Source organism: Arthrobacter sp. 05L428, from assembly GCF_056397665.1.
This window is the reverse complement of sequence record NZ_JBFTNW010000002.1, coordinates 216,563-233,677: the sequence shown is the minus strand read 5'-3', so window position 1 is coordinate 233,677 and position 17,115 is coordinate 216,563. Positions and strand designations below refer to the sequence as shown.

18 protein-coding genes are annotated in these 17,115 nt (G+C 68.3%); 2 read left to right on the top strand and 16 right to left on the bottom strand.

Annotated elements, in window-relative coordinates; genetic code table 11:
* Window positions 1-22: 22 nt before the first annotated feature.
* Genes AC1DH3_RS07455 through AC1DH3_RS07440 form a run of 4 tightly spaced genes read right to left on the bottom strand, consistent with a single transcriptional unit; the run spans window position 23 to window position 4,392 of the window.
* The gene (locus AC1DH3_RS07455) at window positions 23-799 is read right to left on the bottom strand and encodes an enoyl-CoA hydratase (RefSeq protein ID WP_476892907.1); all 777 of its coding nucleotides are present in this window, start codon (window positions 797-799) and stop codon (window positions 23-25) included.
* A complete protein-coding gene (gene mmsB / locus AC1DH3_RS07450) occupies window positions 796-1,794 on the bottom strand; it encodes a 3-hydroxyisobutyrate dehydrogenase (protein WP_476908953.1) in 999 nt (332 codons plus the stop codon). The genes AC1DH3_RS07455 and mmsB overlap by 4 nt, the downstream gene beginning before the upstream one ends.
* The gene (locus tag AC1DH3_RS07445) at window positions 1,787-2,893 is read right to left on the bottom strand and encodes an enoyl-CoA hydratase/isomerase family protein (RefSeq protein WP_476908952.1); all 1,107 of its coding nucleotides are present in this window, start codon (window positions 2,891-2,893) and stop codon (window positions 1,787-1,789) included. The genes mmsB and AC1DH3_RS07445 overlap by 8 nt, the downstream gene beginning before the upstream one ends.
* Window positions 2,893-4,392, bottom strand: a complete 1,500-nt coding sequence (locus tag AC1DH3_RS07440) for a CoA-acylating methylmalonate-semialdehyde dehydrogenase (RefSeq protein WP_476892910.1) — start codon at window positions 4,390-4,392, stop codon at window positions 2,893-2,895. The genes AC1DH3_RS07445 and AC1DH3_RS07440 overlap by 1 nt, the downstream gene beginning before the upstream one ends.
* A 157-nt stretch (window positions 4,393-4,549) precedes the next feature.
* Here AC1DH3_RS07440 and AC1DH3_RS07435 point away from each other — a divergent pair, with 157 nt between their 5' ends.
* Together AC1DH3_RS07435 and AC1DH3_RS07430 are read left to right on the top strand one after the other, a co-directional pair.
* On the top strand, window positions 4,550-5,356 hold the full coding sequence (locus tag AC1DH3_RS07435; RefSeq protein ID WP_476908951.1) for an exodeoxyribonuclease III: 807 nt from the start codon (window positions 4,550-4,552) through the stop codon (window positions 5,354-5,356).
* Window positions 5,357-5,387: 31 nt separating this feature from the next.
* Window positions 5,388-6,299 (top strand): DUF8083 family protein, encoded by a 912-nt coding sequence (locus AC1DH3_RS07430; protein WP_441417970.1) that lies wholly within the window; start codon window positions 5,388-5,390, stop codon window positions 6,297-6,299.
* A 60-nt stretch (window positions 6,300-6,359) separates the two neighbouring features.
* On the opposite strand, the gene AC1DH3_RS07425 is transcribed toward AC1DH3_RS07430, so the two are convergent.
* The 12 genes from AC1DH3_RS07425 to AC1DH3_RS07370 all read right to left on the bottom strand — a co-directional run bounded on the left by AC1DH3_RS07425 (window position 6,360) and on the right by AC1DH3_RS07370 (window position 17,091).
* Window positions 6,360-7,457 (bottom strand): LacI family DNA-binding transcriptional regulator, encoded by a 1,098-nt coding sequence (locus tag AC1DH3_RS07425; RefSeq protein WP_441417971.1) that lies wholly within the window; start codon window positions 7,455-7,457, stop codon window positions 6,360-6,362.
* A 96-nt stretch (window positions 7,458-7,553) separates the two neighbouring features.
* Window positions 7,554-7,808: a hypothetical protein gene (locus AC1DH3_RS07420; RefSeq protein ID WP_441417972.1), complete on the bottom strand. Its 255-nt coding sequence runs from the start codon at window positions 7,806-7,808 to the stop codon at window positions 7,554-7,556.
* Between the two features lie 24 nt (window positions 7,809-7,832).
* The gene (locus AC1DH3_RS07415; protein ID WP_441417973.1) at window positions 7,833-8,723 is read right to left on the bottom strand and encodes a carbohydrate ABC transporter permease; all 891 of its coding nucleotides are present in this window, start codon (window positions 8,721-8,723) and stop codon (window positions 7,833-7,835) included.
* Window positions 8,720-9,757 (bottom strand): carbohydrate ABC transporter permease, encoded by a 1,038-nt coding sequence (locus tag AC1DH3_RS07410; RefSeq protein ID WP_441417974.1) that lies wholly within the window; start codon window positions 9,755-9,757, stop codon window positions 8,720-8,722. The genes AC1DH3_RS07415 and AC1DH3_RS07410 overlap by 4 nt, the downstream gene beginning before the upstream one ends.
* 6 nt (window positions 9,758-9,763) lie before the next feature.
* Complete coding sequence (locus AC1DH3_RS07405; protein WP_441417975.1) at window positions 9,764-11,053, bottom strand: ABC transporter substrate-binding protein; 1,290 nt, start codon at window positions 11,051-11,053, stop codon at window positions 9,764-9,766.
* A 251-nt stretch (window positions 11,054-11,304) separates the two neighbouring features.
* Window positions 11,305-11,916 (bottom strand): hypothetical protein, encoded by a 612-nt coding sequence (locus AC1DH3_RS07400; RefSeq protein WP_441417976.1) that lies wholly within the window; start codon window positions 11,914-11,916, stop codon window positions 11,305-11,307.
* Window positions 11,913-12,599 carry a hypothetical protein gene (locus AC1DH3_RS07395; protein ID WP_441417977.1) on the bottom strand — a complete coding sequence of 229 codons (687 nt, stop codon included), beginning with the start codon at window positions 12,597-12,599 and terminating at the stop codon, window positions 11,913-11,915. The genes AC1DH3_RS07400 and AC1DH3_RS07395 overlap by 4 nt, the downstream gene beginning before the upstream one ends.
* The gene (locus tag AC1DH3_RS07390; protein WP_441417978.1) at window positions 12,596-12,964 is read right to left on the bottom strand and encodes a hypothetical protein; all 369 of its coding nucleotides are present in this window, start codon (window positions 12,962-12,964) and stop codon (window positions 12,596-12,598) included. The genes AC1DH3_RS07395 and AC1DH3_RS07390 overlap by 4 nt, the downstream gene beginning before the upstream one ends.
* Complete coding sequence (locus tag AC1DH3_RS07385; RefSeq protein ID WP_441417979.1) at window positions 12,961-13,152, bottom strand: hypothetical protein; 192 nt, start codon at window positions 13,150-13,152, stop codon at window positions 12,961-12,963. The genes AC1DH3_RS07390 and AC1DH3_RS07385 overlap by 4 nt, the downstream gene beginning before the upstream one ends.
* Window positions 13,149-13,607, bottom strand: coding sequence for an Asp23/Gls24 family envelope stress response protein (locus AC1DH3_RS07380; protein WP_441417980.1), 459 nt, complete (start codon window positions 13,605-13,607; stop codon window positions 13,149-13,151). Before AC1DH3_RS07380 ends, AC1DH3_RS07385 begins: the two co-directional genes overlap by 4 nt.
* A 111-nt stretch (window positions 13,608-13,718) precedes the next feature.
* Window positions 13,719-14,171 carry a hypothetical protein gene (locus AC1DH3_RS07375; RefSeq protein ID WP_476908950.1) on the bottom strand — a complete coding sequence of 151 codons (453 nt, stop codon included), beginning with the start codon at window positions 14,169-14,171 and terminating at the stop codon, window positions 13,719-13,721.
* A 76-nt stretch (window positions 14,172-14,247) separates the two neighbouring features.
* Complete coding sequence (locus AC1DH3_RS07370) at window positions 14,248-17,091, bottom strand: ABC transporter transmembrane domain-containing protein (RefSeq protein WP_476908949.1); 2,844 nt, start codon at window positions 17,089-17,091, stop codon at window positions 14,248-14,250.
* Window positions 17,092-17,115 lie beyond the last annotated feature (24 nt).

The window sequence follows — 17,115 nt, the reverse complement described above, 5'->3', positions numbered from 1 at the left end:
CGCTGCGGCAAGCAGGCGCCGCTTAGCGGTGGGTGAAGTCGGGTTGCCGCTTTTCGCTGAAGGCCGCCATGCCTTCCTTCTGGTCCTCGGTGGCGAAGAGCGAGTGGAACACCCGGCGTTCGAACAGCACGCCCTGGGCCAGCCCGGTTTCGAAGGCCGCGTTGACCGCTTCCTTGGCCACCATGGCCACCGGTTTGGACTTGGAGGCAATCACCTCGGCGGCCTTGACGGCTTCCTCCACGACGTCGGCGGCCGGAACCACGCGGGACACGAGCCCCGCGCGCTCGGCTTCCGCGGCGTCCATGAAGCGGCCGGTGAGGATCATGTCCATCGCCTTGGCCTTGCCCACCGCGCGGGTGAGCCGCTGCGAGCCGCCCATTCCGGGGAGCACGCCGAGGTTGATTTCGGGCTGGCCGAACTTGGCGTTGTCCCCCGCAATGATGAAGTCGCACATCATCGCCAGTTCACAGCCGCCGCCCAGGGCGAAGCCGGAAACCGCCGCCACCACGGGAATGCGGAGCCGGGTGAAGTCCTCCCAGCCGCGGAACCAGTCGGCCGCGTACATTTCCATGTAGCCCTTGGACTGCATCTCCTTGATGTCCGCGCCGGCAGCGAAGGCCTTGGCCGAGCCAGTCACCACGACGGCGCCGACCCCGGGGTCGGTGTCCATCGCGGACACGGCGGCCACGAGTTCGTCCATGGTGGCCTTGTTCAGGGCGTTCAGCGCCTCTGGCCGGTTGAGCGTCACGAGCCCCACGCGGCCGCGGCGCTCCACCAGAATGTTTGCGTAGTCGGTCATGCCTGTCCCCTCGGCTGATGTTCGGATTTGTCCCGGATGTCGGTGATGATGCCGGAGAAGTCCCGGCCGGCACCGCCTTCCGCGGCAAAGGTATCGTAAATTTCGGAGGCCAGCGGGCCCAGCCGGGCGGCGACGCCGGTGCTTTCGAGCGCGTTGAGCGCGAGCTTCAGGTCCTTGGCCATCAGCGCCCCGGCGAACCCCGGCTGGTAGTCGCGGTTGGCGGGACTGGTGGGGACCGGGCCGGGCACGGGGCAATTGGTGGTCAGCGCCCAGCACTGCCCCGACGCGGCGGAGGCGACGTCGAAGAGCGCCTGGTGTGTCAGCCCGAGCTTCTCGCCGAGCACGAAGGCCTCGCTGACGGCGATCATCGAGACGCCCAGGATCATGTTGTTGCAGATCTTGGCCGCCTGCCCGGCGCCGTGCCCGCCGCAGTGGACCACGCGTTTACCCATCACCTCAAGCATCGGTTTGACGGCCTCGAAGTCCTCCTCCAGCGCACCAACCATAAACGTCAGCGTTCCGGCTTCGGCTCCGACCACGCCGCCGGAAACCGGGGCGTCGACGGCCCGGTGGCCGGCCGCCACCGCCAGGGCCGAGGCCTCGCGGGCCTCGTCCACGTTGATGGTCGAGCAGTCCAGGAACATGGTCCCCGGCGCCGCGGCAGCCAGCAGGCCCGGTTGGCTGTGCTGTCCCGGCTGGCCGTGCTGTCCCGGCTCGCCGGGGGTGCCGCGGTAGGCGTCCAGCAGGTGTTTGCCGCTGGGCAGCATGGTCAGCACGACGGCGGCGCCCGCGACGGCTTCGGCGGCCGTGTCCGCGGTCGCGATCCCGTGGGCCCGCGCGGCTTCCAGCGCCGCCGGCACCACGTCGTAGCCGGTCACCGTGTAGCCGGCCTTGACCAGGTTGACGGCCATCGGGCCGCCCATGTGGCCCAGGCCGAGGAAGGCGATGGCGCCAAGGGCGGGCGCAGCGGTTTCCGGCGCAGCGGTCTCAGACATTGTTCTTCTCCATGTTCGTCTCTGAACTCTTCGCCTGCGGCGACAGCTGCAGTTCACGCTCCCCCAGCGGCGCGAAGTAGGCCTCGACGTCGTCGCCGCTGACCTCGGCCAGGCTGGCCGGCTGCCAGTGCGGCGTCCGGTCCTTGTCCACGACCTGGGCGCGGATGCCCTCGCGGAAGTCGGGCCCGGCGAGGAACCGCAGGCCCACCCGGTACTCCTGTTCCAGGGCTTCGGCCAGGCTCAGGCCGTGGGCGCGGCGCAGCGAGGCGAGCGCCACCTTCACGGCGGTGGGGGACTTGCCCGCGATGGTCTCGGCGACGTCGGCGGCCTCGCCGCCCACGGTGCGGAGCCGGTCCAGGATCTCTTCGGCGTCGTCGGACGAGTAGCAGGCGTCAATCCATTCCTGCTGCGCGGCGAGGACCGACGGGGGTGCTTCCCCGGCGAAGCGTGCGACGGCGGCGTCCACGGGTTCGGTTTCCAGCGCCGCGGCCAGTTCAGCGAGCTCTGCAGAGGGCACGAAGGTGTCCGCGAGGCCCAGGAACAACGCGTCGGCGCCGCTCAGATGCGCCCCGGTGAGGGCCGCGTGGGTGCCGGTCTCGCCGGGCGAGCGGGACAGCAGGAGCGTCCCGCCGACGTCGGGCACGAAGCCGATGGTGGTTTCCGGCATGCCCATCCGGGTGCGTTCGGTGACGATCCGGACCGAGCCGTGCGCGGAGATTCCCACGCCGCCGCCCAGGACCAGTCCGTCCATGAACGCCACGTAGGGCTTGGGGTAGTCCGAGATCAGCAGGTTCAGCCGGTACTCGACGGCCCAGAAATCCGCCGTCGCGTCGCCGCCGTCGAGCATGTCCCGGTAGATCGCCACGATGTCCCCGCCCGCGCACAGCCCCCGTTCGCCGGCGCCGCGGACCAACACGGCGGCGACGGCGTCGTCGTCGGCCCAGAGGGTGAGCTGGTCCAGCATCGCCGCCGCCATGCCGGCGGTCAGCGCGTTGACGGCCTTGGGCCGGTTCAGCGTGATGACGCCGAGCCGGCCGCGGCGCTCAAAGAGGACCTCGGCGGATTCTCCTGCGGTCTCTTCGGAGGGCCGGGCCGCCATCAGCTGCCTTCCGGCATCACGAAGCTGGCGCCCTGGCGGATGCCGGAGGGCCAGCGGGTGGTGACCGTCTTGGTCTTGGTGTAGAAGCGGAAGGCGTCGGCGCCGTGCTGGTTGAGGTCGCCGAACCCGGAGGCCTTCCAGCCGCCGAAGGTGTAGTAGGCGATCGGCACCGGGATCGGGACGTTGATGCCCACCATGCCCACCTGCACGCGGCTGGCGAAGTCGCGGGCGGCGTCACCGTCGCGGGTGAAGATCGCCACACCGTTGCCGAATTCGTGCTCGCTGCAGAGTCGCAGGGCCTCGTCGTAGTCCTCGGCGCGGAGCACGCTGAGCACCGGGCCGAAAATCTCCTCCTGGTAGATCTTCATGTCCTTGGTGACGTTGTCAAAGAGGGTCGGGCCTACCCAGAACCCGCCGTCGTAGCCCTCCACCTTGAGGCCGCGGCCGTCCGTAAGCAGGCTGGCGCCTTCCTCGACGCCGGAGGCGATGTAGCCCTCGATCCGTTCCTTGGCGGAAGCGGCCACGACCGGCCCGAAGTCCGAGTCCTTGGCGAGGCTGTGGCCCACCTTGAGGTCCGCGATCCGTTCCTGCAACTTTGCGACGAGTGCGTCGCCGGTGGCCTTGCCCACCGGGACGGCCACCGAGATCGCCATGCAGCGTTCGCCGGCGGAGCCGAATCCGGCGCCGATCAGGGCGTCCGCGGCCATGTCCAGGTCCGCGTCCGGCATGATCACCATGTGGTTCTTGGCGCCGCCGAAGCACTGGGCGCGTTTGCCGTGCGCGGCGGCGGTGGCGTAGATGTACTGCGCGATCGGGGTGGAACCGACGAAGCCGATGGCCTGGACGCGGGGGTCCTCCAGCAGCGCGTCCACGGCCTCCTTGTCGCCGTTGACCACGTTGAACACGCCGTCCGGCAGCCCGGCCTCGGTGAACAGCTCGGCCAGCCGCAGCGGCACGGAGGGGTCCCGCTCGGAGGGCTTGAGGATGAAGGAGTTGCCGGCGGCCAGGGCCGGACCGGACTTCCAGAGCGGGATCATGGCCGGGAAGTTGAACGGCGTGATGCCGGCGACGACGCCCAGCGGCTGCCGCATCGAGTGGACGTCGACGCCGGTCCCGGCACTGTCGGAGAACTCGCCCTTGAGCAGGTGCGGGGCACCGGCGGCAAACTCGACCACTTCGATGCCGCGCTGGATGTCGCCCTTGGCATCCAGGAAGGTTTTGCCGTGCTCGGAGGACAGCAGGGTGGCGAGCTCATCCATGTTCTGGTTGACCAGGTCCACGAACTTCAGCAGGACCCGGCCGCGGCGCTGAGGGTTCATGGCAGCCCATTCCAGCTGGCCCTTCTCCGCATTGGCGACCACGTTTCGGACTTCTTCGGCGCTGGCCAGGGGAAGCCTCGCCTGGACCTCGCCGGTGCAGGGATCGTAGACGTCGCTGAAGCGCCCCGAGGTGCCCTCCACGTGTTGTCCTCCGACGTAATGGGAAAGCTCACGAACCATGATGGAATGCTCCTTTGCATGTGACCTAGATCATCTCTGCACCCGAATATACTCGGACTTCCTACTAATCTCCAGAGTGCCCGGCCGCAGCGGCCTGCCCTGTCCGGCGCGTACTTGCCGCACCGCCGCCCGGCCAAGGAACGGTAAGTTAGGAACTGTGAAGATTGCTACCTGGAATGTGAACTCGCTCCGTGCCCGTGCCGACCGCGTTGAGGCCTGGCTGCAGCGCACCGACTGTGACGTCCTGGCCATCCAGGAAACCAAGTGCAAGGACGACAACTTTCCCTGGGAATTGTTCGAGCGGATGGGCTACGAGGTCGCGCACTTCGGCCTGAGCCAGTGGAACGGGGTGGCCATCGCCTCTCGGGTGGGGCTCGACGACGTCGAGCGCACCTTCATGAACCAGCCCGTCTTTGGCAAGGGCGGCAAGGACGAGGTGCAGGAAGCCCGCGCGATCGGTGCGACCTGCGGCGGGATCCGGGTCTGGAGCCTCTATGTCCCCAACGGGCGGGCGCTCGATGATGAGCACATGCCGTACAAGCTCAGCTGGCTGGACACGCTCCGCGCCCACGCCGAGGGCTGGGTCCGGGCCGACCCGGAGGCGCAGATCGCGCTGATGGGTGACTGGAACATCGCCCCGCGGGACGAGGACGTGTGGGACATCGACTACTTCCGCGCCGAGGGCCTGACGCATGTGAGCGAACCGGAACGCGCGGCCTTCCACGCCTTCAAAGACGCCGGGTTCACCGACGTCGTCCGCCCGCACGCGCCCGGGCCGGGCGTGTACACGTACTGGGACTACACCCAGCTGCGTTTCCCGAAGAAGGAGGGGATGCGGATCGACTTCGTCCTCGCCTCCCCCGCGCTGGCTGCCCGGGTCTCGGGGGCCTCGATCGACCGCGAGGAGCGCAAGGGCAAGGGCGCCTCGGACCACGCCCCGGTCATCGTGGAGCTGGCCGACTGATGGACGCCCGCCAGGGAAGCGCAGGCCCGCGATGACGGGCAACCTCTACCGTGGCCAGGCCGGATTGCCGTTCTCCTCCACGCTCCGGGTCTACGAGCCGCTGGAGGCCTTCCCGGCCGAGCAACAGGCGGCCCTGCGGACCGCCGGTGCCCGCGCGGAGTCCCGCGCCGCGGTGGAGAACGCCGAGCTGCTGGCCTCCCTGGGCCGCATCACCCGCCCCGGCGGGGATCCCTTCCCCACCGGACAGACCGACCTGGTGCGTGTGCTGGCCGTCAGCGGTTCCGCCGCCGCCCGCAACGACGCTGCCGGCAAGGGGGAGGAAATCGGCGACGGCGAAGTCCTGCCGGCCAGGCTGCTGTACTGCCCAAGCCAGCTGGTGCTCCGCGCCGGTCTGGCCGCCAACGCGTTGATGGAGGGGATCCACGGCCCGCTGGCGCAGCTGCTGATCCCCGAGGAGCAGCGGGACCGGCACCAGGAACGCATCGACCAGGTGAAGGCGCGCGAGGGGCTTGGCCGGGTGCACACCCGCGCGTCGACCTGGGGCATTCCGTTCAGCTGGTTCTGCCTCTTCCAGGAATCCGATCCCACGGACGTGGTGGAGTCCGACGGCCGGATCGTCACCGTGCGCATCCGGGCAACGATCGCCGCCGCACTGGAACGGGTCCGGCATGCCGTCGCGCATCTTGCCCTCGCTGCCCCGGACCTGGACATGCTGGAGGACCTGACCCAGCTCACCGAGTGGCTCGAACTCTTCCACCCCGAGTCGGTCGTGGAGCTTGATTACGGCGCGGTGGCGGACAAGGTCTACCCGGACGAGTCCCCGATGGACGTGCGGCTGGGGATCGAGTGCCTTGCCGAGGGTGACATGACCGGAGCGGCGGCCGCCTACCGGCGTCTTGCATCCCGCTGGATTCCGATCCGGCAGCTGGCCCGCGCCTCCTGAGCCCGTACCGCCCGCGCCTCCTGAGCCCGTACCGCCGGCGCCGAAGCCTGGTCCCGCCGCCTAAACCCGCCGGGATCCCTGGCCGGAAGCCGGGGCGAGCGGCACGGCAAGCAACGGGGCCGCCGTCGTGTCCCGCACGATCAGTCGGTGCGGAGCCACCGTGGAACGCACGGCCCCGGCAATCCCGTCGAGCTCATCGAGCAGCATCTTGGTACCCAGCTCGGCCTGCTCGTCGGGGCGCTGGCCGACCGTGGTGAGGCCGACGGCGGCGGAGAATTCGTGGTCATCGATCCCCACCACGGACAGGTCCTCCGGTATCCGGACGCCCGCCCGGCGGGCTTCGAACAGGACCCCCATGGCCATCTCGTCCGAGGCGCAGAAGATCGCGGTGGGCTTCGGTCCGGGCCGGTCCCAGAGCCGCTTGAACGCGTCCTGGCCGCTGCGGACGGTAAAGTCGCCCCACTCGTCCCATTCGGGCCGGACGTCCAGCCCGGACTGGGCCATCACATCCTGGAACGCCTTGATGCGTACCCGCGGAACGTCGAAGTTCAGGTCTGTTTCGTCGTCGCCGTGCAGCAGCGCGATGTCCTTGTGGCCCAGGCCGATGAGGTGGCGCACCGCGGTGGAGGCGGCCTCGTAGTCGTCGATCCCGATGTAGGCGCAGCCCTCGACGTGGCCGCCCACCACGACGAGCGGGATGTCGATTTTTTGAAGGTGCTCGAGTTCCTCGCGGCTCAGGGCCATGCAGAGGACCAGGAGCGCATCGATCTGCTTGTAGACCATGGTCTTGCTGAACAGCCGCTCGCGGTGGCTCCCGTGACCGCCCAGGTTGAAGAGCGAGAGGTTGTACTGGCGGCCGTGCAGCTCCCGGTCCGCGCCTTCAATGGCCTTGGAAAAGAACCAGCGGCTCACGAACGGGGCCAGCACCCCGATGGTCCGGGTGCGGCCGGTGGCCAGGCCCGACGCCGAGGAGGAGGCCACGTAGCCCAGGGCCTCGGCGATTTCGAGGATCTTTTCCCGGGTCGCGGGAGAGACCCTGGGCAGCCCCCGGACGGCCCGGGAGACGGTGGCGGTGGAGACGCCCGCGGCGGCCGCCACATCCTCGATGCTGACGCCGGAGTGGCCGCCGCGTTGCGCCCTGTCTGTTGTCCGTGCCACCGTATCCCCTTGTCGGCTACCCGCAGAAGCGCGGCTAGCGTGCCGCCCCCACGGCGCCGGTCCTTCCTAGTTTCCGATCCGCCCCAGCGCGCGCCCTCAGCGCCGCCGGGTGGCCGTCCGGCCGGGCAAACGCCGCCGGAGCCGGATCATTCCGTACAGGGCCAGCAGCGTCGCCAGCAGCCCGAGCGCCCAGCCGACGGCCGGCTGGGCGGTCACCTCCATCCAGACGGTGACCGCCAGCAGGACCAGCGCCCAGAAGCCCAGGAACCCGATGATGATGTCGAAGTCCTCGCCCGAACGCACCCTGCGGTGCGTGGGGTGGATTTCACCCTGGTTCTGTCCGCGTGCCATCAGTAATCCGCCATCAGGAAACCGTCATTTGACGGCGCCGGCCGTCAGCCCGGCCACGATCTTGCGCTGGAACACCAGCACCAGGACCACGAGCGGGATGGTCACGATGGTGCCAGCCGCCATGATCGCCGTGTAGGGGATCTGGTTGGGCTGTGCGCCGGCGAAGCTCGCGATGGCGACGGTGACCGGCTGGGTCGCGTCGGACGAAAGCTGGCTGGCGATCAGGAATTCATTCCACGAGGAGATGAACGCCAGGATGGCCGTGGTGAAGATGGCGGGAGCCGCGAGCGGCATGATCACCTTCCGGAAGGCCTGGCCCTGCGTGCAGCCGTCCACCCGCGCCGATTCCTCGAGCTCCCACGGCATTTCGCGGAAGAACGACGTCATCGTGTAGACGGTCAGCGGCAGCACGAACGAGATGTTCGGGATGATCAGGGCCTGGTAGGTACCCATCCAGCCGATGTTGGTGAACAGCTGGAACAGCGGGGTGATGAGGGCGACGCCCGGGAACATCGAGGCCCCCAGGATGAAGCCCAGCACAAGGAACTTGAACCGGAAGTTCAACCGGGCCAGGGCGTAGGCCGCGAAGACGCCGATCAGCAGCGAGACCACGGTCACCACGACGCCGATGAACACACTGTTCAGCAGCGCCTGGCCGAAGTGGTTCCCGAAGGACGTATCGAACGCGGTGTTGAAGTTGTCCAGCGTGACGTGCGTCGGCAGGATCGAGGTGTCGTAGGTGAACCCGACGTCGCGGAAGGCGGTCACCACCATCCAGTAGGCCGGGGCGAGGCACCAGATGAGGATCACCAGGGCACTGATGTAGGTCCGGCCCTGGGCCCACTTTTCCCGGTTCTGGGCGACCTTGCGCCCCCGGTCCTGCTGCGCGCGCAGCTCGGTCGCGGCGGTGGTCATTTCTTCCCCTTACTAGCGCCGGTCTGCTGCTCCACCACGTTCGCGCCAAGGAAGCGCACGAAGATGAAGGCGACAAGGAAAATGATGATGAACGTAATGGTGGACAGTGCCGCCGCCACGTTGAAGCCCTGCCTGATCTGGTTGATCACCAGGATGGACAGCGTGGTGGTGTTGTTGGCCCCGCCGGTCAGGATGTACGGCAGGTCGAACATGCGCAGCGCGTCGAGGGTGCGGAAGAGGATGGCCACCATGAGCGCCGGCTTCACCAGCGGCAGGGTGATCATCCGGAACCGCTGCCAGGCCGAAGCGCCGTCAACCTTGGCTGCCTCGTACACCTCGGCAGGAATCATCTGCAGGCCGGCCAGGATCAGCAGCGCCATGAACGGCGTCGTTTTCCAGACGTCGGCGATGATGACCGCCCACTTGGCCGGCCACTCGCTGCCGGTCCACAGGATGGTCGTGTTGAAGAGCTTGTTGGCGATGCCCTCAAACGCGAAGATGAACAGCCACAGCTTGGCAGTGACGGCGGTGGGGATGGCCCACGGCACCAGCACTGCGGCGCGGACCAGGCTGCGTCCCTTGAAGGTGCGGGCCATGATCATGGCCATCCAGAAGCCGAGCACGGTCTCCAGGGCCACGGTCACAACGGTAAAGAAGAACGTCGTGGCGGTCGCGGACCAGAACTGGGAACCCAGGGTCCCCGGCGGGCAGGCGACTGTGCCGCCGTCGGGCGACGTGCACTGCTGGGCGATCCAGTTGACATAGTTCGAGAAGCCGGCTGGGCCGCCCTCGGTGAAGAGGCCGGTGGCCGGATCCAGGCCGGCGTCGGCCTGGAAGGACATCACGATGGCGCTGATAATCGGGTAAACGATAACGACAGCCAGCGCGATGATGGTGGGGGCAAGCAGCCAGGACGCCCACCTGCCCTGGCTGGCGATCACGTTGTCCTCCCCCACCCCCTTGGGTGCGTGGTGGAGCTCGGTCCCGCCCGACGCCGGCTTCTTAACCGGCGTCGGGCCCAATTCAGTTGCCATTTTGGACTACTTTGACTGGGTTTCGATGGACTTCTGCATGTCCGACAGCGCTGCGTCCACTGCCTTCTCGCCCTTGATGGCCGGGTATGCGTTGTCCTGGATGGCCTTGGTAACGGCCGGGTAGAACGGGGTCACCGGACGCGGGACGGCGTTCTCAATCGAGGTCTTCAGCACCGGCAGGTACGGCAGCTTCGCAACCAGTTCCTTGTCGTCGTAGAGCTTGGTCAGCACCGGAGCCAGCGAACCCTGCGTGGCGAAGAACTTCTGCGTTTCTTCCGTGGTGAGGAACTTCAGGAAGTCCAGCGCGGTGGCCTTGTTCTTGGAGTAGACGCTCATGCCGGCGCTGTGGCCGCCGAGCGAGGAGGCGCCGGGGCCGTCCTTGCCCGGGAGTGCGGTCATGCCCAGCACGTTCTTGACCTTGGAAGATCCTTCGGTGGTGGCCAGGTTGTAGACGTACGGCCAGTTGCGCAGGAACAGGAGCTTGCCGTCCTGGAAGGCCTGGCGGGATTCCTCTTCCTTGTACGTGATGGCTTCCTTCGGAATGTTGCCGTCAGCGTAGGCCTTGGCGAGGTTGCTGAGGCCGGTCTTGGCTTCCTCCGTGTTCAGGCTCGGCTTGCCGTCCTTGTCCAGCACGGAACCGCCGAAGGAGTTGATCGCCTCGGAGGCGTTCACCGTGAGGCCCTCGTACTTCGAGAACTGGCCAGCGTAGCAACCCATGTTCTTGGCCTTGGCGATCGAGCACATGCCCATCATTTCGTCCCAGGTCTTGGGCGGCGTGGGAACCAGGTCCTTGCGGTAGTACAGGATGCCGCCGTCGGAAGACTCCGGCGCGGCGTACAGGGTGCCCTTGTAGGACGCGGCGTCGAGGGTTGGCTTCAGCATTCCGGCGGTGTCGAGTGCCATCTTGTCCTTGAGCGGCTGCAGCCAGCCCTTCGCCGCGAATTCGGCGGTCCAGACGACGTCAACGCTGACAACGTCGTAGTTGGCGTTCTTGGCCTGGAAGTTCTGGACGAGGTCATCGTGCTGCTGGTCGGCCTGGTCGGTCTGCTCCTTGAACGTCACCTTCTCGTTCGGGTGCGCGGCGTTCCACTTTTCGATCAGCGGCCGGACCACGTTGCTGTTGTCCTTGCCCTGCACGTAGGTGATGGGGCCGCGCCCGTCCAGGTTGGCTGCCGCGTCGCCGCCGCCGCCACCGCCCGTGGTGCCACCGCCGCCTCCCCCGCCAGCACAGGCCGAGAGGGAGAGGGCCAAGACACCGGCCGCGGCTACGGGAAGTAGGTAATTACGGGATTTCATACAGGTGCTCCTCGCTGAGTACCGGCTGGACCGGTGGTGCAGTTGGTGTGGTGACCATCACACTAGCGACCCGGCGGTGAGGAATGCAAGCGTTTACATTAAACCTTTACGCAATGGAGACCGCCTGCGGCGGCGGTCATTCCGCGCGTTGCCGCGGCGGTGCGGGGTTGCCATCGGGCTGGGGCCTGCGTTTCCGGTGGGGCAAATGTGTCCAAGACCTCACCGTCAGCCGGCCGAAGCCCGGCGTCGGCTCAGCGGACGCGTTCGGCGCGGCCGAACCTGGACCGAGCGCCGGAGCCGATGTGAATCAGCACGGGTGTGCGCTTCCCGATCACGGCATCCAGTGCCTCCACCAGGGCCGAGACCTCCGCAGCCAGGATGTGCGGGGCGACGCCCTGGCGCGGTTGTACCCGGATCCGCAGGGCCGGCTCGCCGGCAAACTCGTAGGTGGCCACCGTGGCGCCTGCCAGGTCAGGCCGGTCGGCCAGTGCCGCCCTTAGGGCCTGTTCCGCCACACCGCCGCCGATCCGGACATTGCCGGGCACTTCGCCGGCGTCGTCCTCGGCGACGAGCAGGTTCGCGCGGCCTTTGCCCTGTTGCGCCAGCCAGGCCACCATGACCCCGATGACGAGCAGCAGCAGGACCACTATGACGATCCACAGCCAGCTCTCGGTCCCCCCGGGGAAGCGGGTGCGGTCGAAGAGTCCGCGGGCGCCGGCCCATACCCCCGCCGACCAGTACTGCCACCAGCGGCCGACGGCGGGGACGGTGGCCAGCAGGATCAGCAGGGCCCCGATGACCAGGAGCTTGGCGCCGAGGATGCCGATCAGGATCCGGTTGAGGATCCGCGGGGTACCGTTCACGCGCCGATCACCCCCGAGGAGGCCAGGTTGACCCGGACCTCCGGCAGGGGCGAGAGCGCCATGTCTCGGAGCTCCGCCTCCACGGCGGACTGGACGTCCGTTGCGCGGAGCGGCACACCGGAGGTGGGCCGGACGTTGACCAGCACCTGCCGCCGGGACACCACCACCATCACCTGCTCCTGCGTCACGTTGGCGGCGAGCCGGGCGCGCCGCGCCAGCGCCGAGGCGATCACCTCGTCATCGACCACGACGGCGGCCCGTGCGTCGGCGAGCACGTGCCGGGCCCGCCGTCCGGGCAACACCGCGTTGAGGAAGAAAAAGAGCCCGGCCGCGAACAGCACCGCGCCGACGACGCCGAGCAGGAGCGGCGGGACTCCGGCCGGGAGGGCGATGACTTTCTCGGCGGCGGTCTGCGGATCGATCAGCCACGGCGGCTGCCCAACGGCCCGCACCGCCGTTTCCAGCAGGGCGTAGACGCACAGCCCGATCACCAGGACTGCCGCGATGACGGCGGCGGACGCCCGGGACGAGCTGGTCTCGCGGGCCAGGACCCGCTCGGTTACGGCGTCGCCTGAGTCTGCCCCGGGACTCGCGGCGGGACCGGATCCGGCTGGGTGGGTGCCCGTGGCAGCGGCCTCCGGGGACCCGGCGCCGCCGTAGGGGCGTTCGGCGGCCTGGCTCACCGGACCCGCCCTCCGTCACTGACGCTGGCCCCGCTGATGCGGATGTCCACCCGGCTCAGCTGCGCACCGCTGAGCTCCGTCACGCGGCGCAGAATCTCCGCCTTCGCGGCCACCGCGCGGTCCCAGATGGGGCCGCCGAAGGATGCCACGCGGGCCGGGTCCCGGAGCACCGCGGTGAGCGACGGGACGGCGATAGGCGTGACGAGGGACAGGGCCAGCAGGCCGTCGTCGTCGGCCCAGTCGGCCCGGACGTCCTGCGGCGGCACACCGAGCGCCTCCGCAGTTGCGGCCCGCGCCACGCTCGTGAGGGCCTGGGTGCTGATCCGGTTGTGTCCGGCCAGCAGCCGTCCGGCGGTGGAACTCATGAGGAGGAACGCCGGCCCGTGAGGGCATCGACGACGCTGCGCAGGTCCAGTTTCCCTTCCGCCGCACGGCCCAGCAGGGCTCCGACGGCCATGAAGAGCAGGGAGCCGAGGAAGCCCCAGGCCCCGAACGTGAAGGACATGAAAGCCAGGAAAGCGCCGGCCGCAATGCCGACTACGGTCAGGTTCACTGCAGGGCCTCCCTCGTGGGTCGTGCCTCGCCGGAGGCCGCGGGCTTGGGCGGACCGGGGACGAAGACGTCATGGATCTCGATATTGACTTCAATGACCTGGAGGCCGACGAGTTCCTCCACGGCGGCATAGACAGCCGCCCGGATTTGGTCCGCCAGGGCATGCAGCGGGGTGCCGTAGAGCGCCACGAGGTCAATGTCCACGGCCACCTGGGTCTCGCCGACCTCGGCGCGCACCCCGGCAGCGTGGTCCGAACTGCCGACCGCGTCGCGGATGGCGCCCAGGGCGCGGGAAGGCCCGGTGCCCAGGGAATACACGCCGGGAACGGCGCGGGCGGCGATGCCGGCAACCTTGGCGACAGCGGCTTCGGAAATCACGGTGCGGCCGGTCGCGGCACGGGCCGCCGCCGGCAGACCCACCCCGGGATCCGCGGACTGAGGATTCTGGTACTCCATCTGGCACTCCCCCTTCTCTTTGACACCACCCTAGCCCTTAGGGCCGACGGTGGGGCCACATCGCCTGGATTTCCGGGCCGCTTCGGACCCGGGAGCCATGTGCCCGAGGAGCTACTTGCAGTTGGCGGCAATCCAACCGGTCACGGGAGCCATGGCGTCCTGGAACTTGCCGCTGGAATAGACGGTCTGGTCGCTCAGGCCCGCGACGGCGACCTCGTTGAGTTTGGCGAAGTCGGCCTTGAGGCTGTCCGGGACGCGTTCGGCCGTGCGGCTGAGTTCGGCCTTGAGCTGCTCAAGTTCGGCGGTTTTGCCCTGTGCCGCCGAGAGCGGGAACAGCGAGGCGCCCGTGGCCTGCTCCGAAATCGTCTTGCAGGCCTCGGCCGCCGTCGGGAAGTCGCCATAGGGGCCGGAGGACTTGGTGGGGCTGGGCGTCGCGGAGGCGGACGGTGCGGGGGCCGACGACGACGGCGGGGCCGCGGCTTCCGGCGCAGAGCAGGCGGTTAGCGCCAGGGCGGCGAGGAGGGCGGTCACGGTCAGCGGGCGTGCAGTTTTCGTCAAAATCACTCTTCTGGTCGGGCGTGCGCCGCGGATCCGTCCAGGGACTGTCCGCAGCGATGGCGTTCTTCCCCAGCGTGCGAGTCTAGCCGGGAGTGCCGGCGTGTCCCCAACCCTGGTCACGGCGCCCGTGTCGGGCGAGGGAATTATCGTCCCGCGCAGCGTTGGACAGCGAATTGTTGGTCGCGCGCTGTTCGGGCAGGCGGACCGCCTCGGGCATGGGGAGATAATACGCGCCGGTGTAGCGTGACGTGTCCCCGGTCAGGGCCCAGACCGAGCCGCGCCGGCGGCCGGCGCGGCTGTCGAGGGTTGTCCGGTCGCGCGCGGCCAGGCGGTCCAGGACCGAGGCGATGACATCCTCATGCGTGCACAGCACGGTCCCCGTGCCGCGGGCATTGTCGACGAGCCGCATCGCCCGTTCGATGCGGCCATCGGAAAGATCACTGGCCACTTCCACCGTCAGGGATGCACGGCGTGCCAGCGGCTCAACAGTGCCGATACACCGGGCGGCCGGCGCGGAGAGGATCCGGTTTATTTCGAAGAACGAGCCGAGTCCTTCGAGGGAGCGGGCTGTCGTGCGTCCTTCGTGGGCCAGCGGCCGGGTGATTTCGGAGTGGTCCCACAGCTGGCGGGGTGTTGCCGTGGCCCCGCGGATAAGCAGCAGCATCCTGTCCCGGGCCGGCACCGCACGGATCCCAAGTTCCCGCTCCAGGACGCCGCCCAGTGCGAGAAGCACGGGCCGTTCGCGTGGTTCGCTCAGCGTGCGCAGCGCCGCCGGAATGCTGAACCAGCGGGCCTCGTCCACTTCATCGTTGGCCGAGAAGATGCCGCCCTGGGCCTCCGCGGCCCAGTAGCGCACCGTCTTGAGGCGCCGGCGGCGGTCCAGATAGGTCACCTGCGGCAGCTCCGCACCGGCCCGGCAGACGAGACCCGTCTCCTCGCCCACTTCCCGCAGCGCACATTCCTGGTCCGTCTCGCCCGGTTGGGCTTTTCCCTTGGGGATGGACCAGTCCTGATGACGGCGCCGGTGGACCAACAGCACCTCCAGCGCGCCCTCCCTTCCGATCCGCCAGGGGAGCGCTCCCGAGGTCGCGGGCCTCGCCGGCGTTCCCTCGCGGATCGCGCCCCGCGCAGGCAGCGGCAAGGCTGGAGGATCTTGGGCCCCCTGCAGCCCGTCGAGCCGGCTGTACAGACCGCCGGCGGCGAGGAGTTGCCGGTGGTTACCGCTTTCCACAATCCGCCCGTGGTCCAGCACGTAGATCTTGTCCGCGCGCCGGAGAGTGGAGAGGCGGTGCGCAATCACGATGACAGTCCGCCCGGCCATCAGCCGGTCCATTCCCTCCATCACGTATTGTTCGGAGATGGCGTCCAGGCCGGAGGTGGGTTCATCGAGGATGACGATCGGTGTATCGCGGACCAGGGCCCGGGCGATCGCGATCCGCTGGCGTTGTCCGCCGGAGAGGCTGACGCCCCGCTCGGCAACCGGGGTGTCATAGCCCAACGGCAGCTGATCAACGAATTCATCGACATGCGCGGCGTGGGCTGCGGCGAAAACCTGTTCCGGAGTGACGTTGTCCGATCCGTAGGCGATGTTGTCGTAGATGGTGCCGTGAAACAGGATGGATTCCTGCAGGACCATCGAGATCTGCTGGCGTACCGAGGCCAGCTGCAGTTCGCGGACGTCCACGCCGTCGAGGAGAACAGCGCCGCCCGTCACGTCGTAGAGCCGCGGAATAAGGCTGACCACCGTTGACTTGCCCGCACCGGTGGGCCCGGTCAGCGCAATCATCCGGCCCGGCTCCACACGGAGGTTAATCTTGTGCAGCACCTCGGAATCGTCGTAGTGGAAGTCGACATCTCGCAGCTCCACCGCGCCCGCCAGCCGCGGCGCCGGCGGGGCACCGGGCGGGTCCGTGATTGCTGGGGCGGTGCTGAGGACGTCCTGGAGCCGCTCCGCGCTGACCTGGCCCCGGCTCATGACCGTCGTCAGCTTGGAAAGTTCCTTCATCGGATCGTAAAGGGCTTTGAGGTACGCCAGAAAGACCAGCAACAGTCCCAGCGTCATCGAACCGTCCAGCACCCGCTGCACGCCCGCCCAGAGCACGACGACGGTGCCGAATGTGACGATGACATCCACCAGCGGGGACAGTGCTGCCTGCAACCGGACCAGCCTCAGGCCCGCATTCATCCGCGCGGCATTGCGGAGCTGGAAATCGGCCTCATGGCGCGCCTCGCTGGAAGAGGACTGCATAACCCGCACCGAGGAGAAGGTCTCCGCCATCGTGGAGGCAATGTCGCTGTCCCTTCTCCGCGCGGCCCGGGACGCAGCCTTGATGCGGGGGCGGTACATCAGCACCGTAGCGAACAGCACCGGTGAGACCGCCAGGGCAATCATGGCGAAGCCCGGATCAACCACCACGCAGATCGTCGTGATGAAAGCCAGAATGAGGATGTTGGGTACCAGGACAGCCAGCATTGAGATGATCATGGCGCGCACGTAGTCGACATCCGTGGTCGCCCGCGTCACCAGATCCCCGAGCCTCTGCTTGTCGTGGAAGGACAGGGAGAGCCGCTGGAGGTGGGTGAACACCTCGGAGCGGACGGATGCCATCACCCGCTCTCCGACGCCGTTGAGCAGCCGCGCCCCAAAATAGTTGGCCGCCGCATTCGCCAGGGTGAACACCAACAGGCACGCAACTGCCACCACCAGCAGCTGCTGACCTTCCAGCCCGGCCGCACCGAACGTTCGCAGGAACTCGTTCTTGCTCGCAGCGCCCGGGGTCTTGAGCACATCGTCGACAATGACTTTCAGGGGCCACGGCAGCGCCACCTGCAGGGCAGCCGCGAGGACCACCAGGGCAGCTCCGGCGGCCAACGCCGCGGCGCGTGGTGCCAAGGCGCGGCGAAACCGCCAAAAAGTCAGAAACATCTGGGCGCCCTTTGCCCGGCGAAG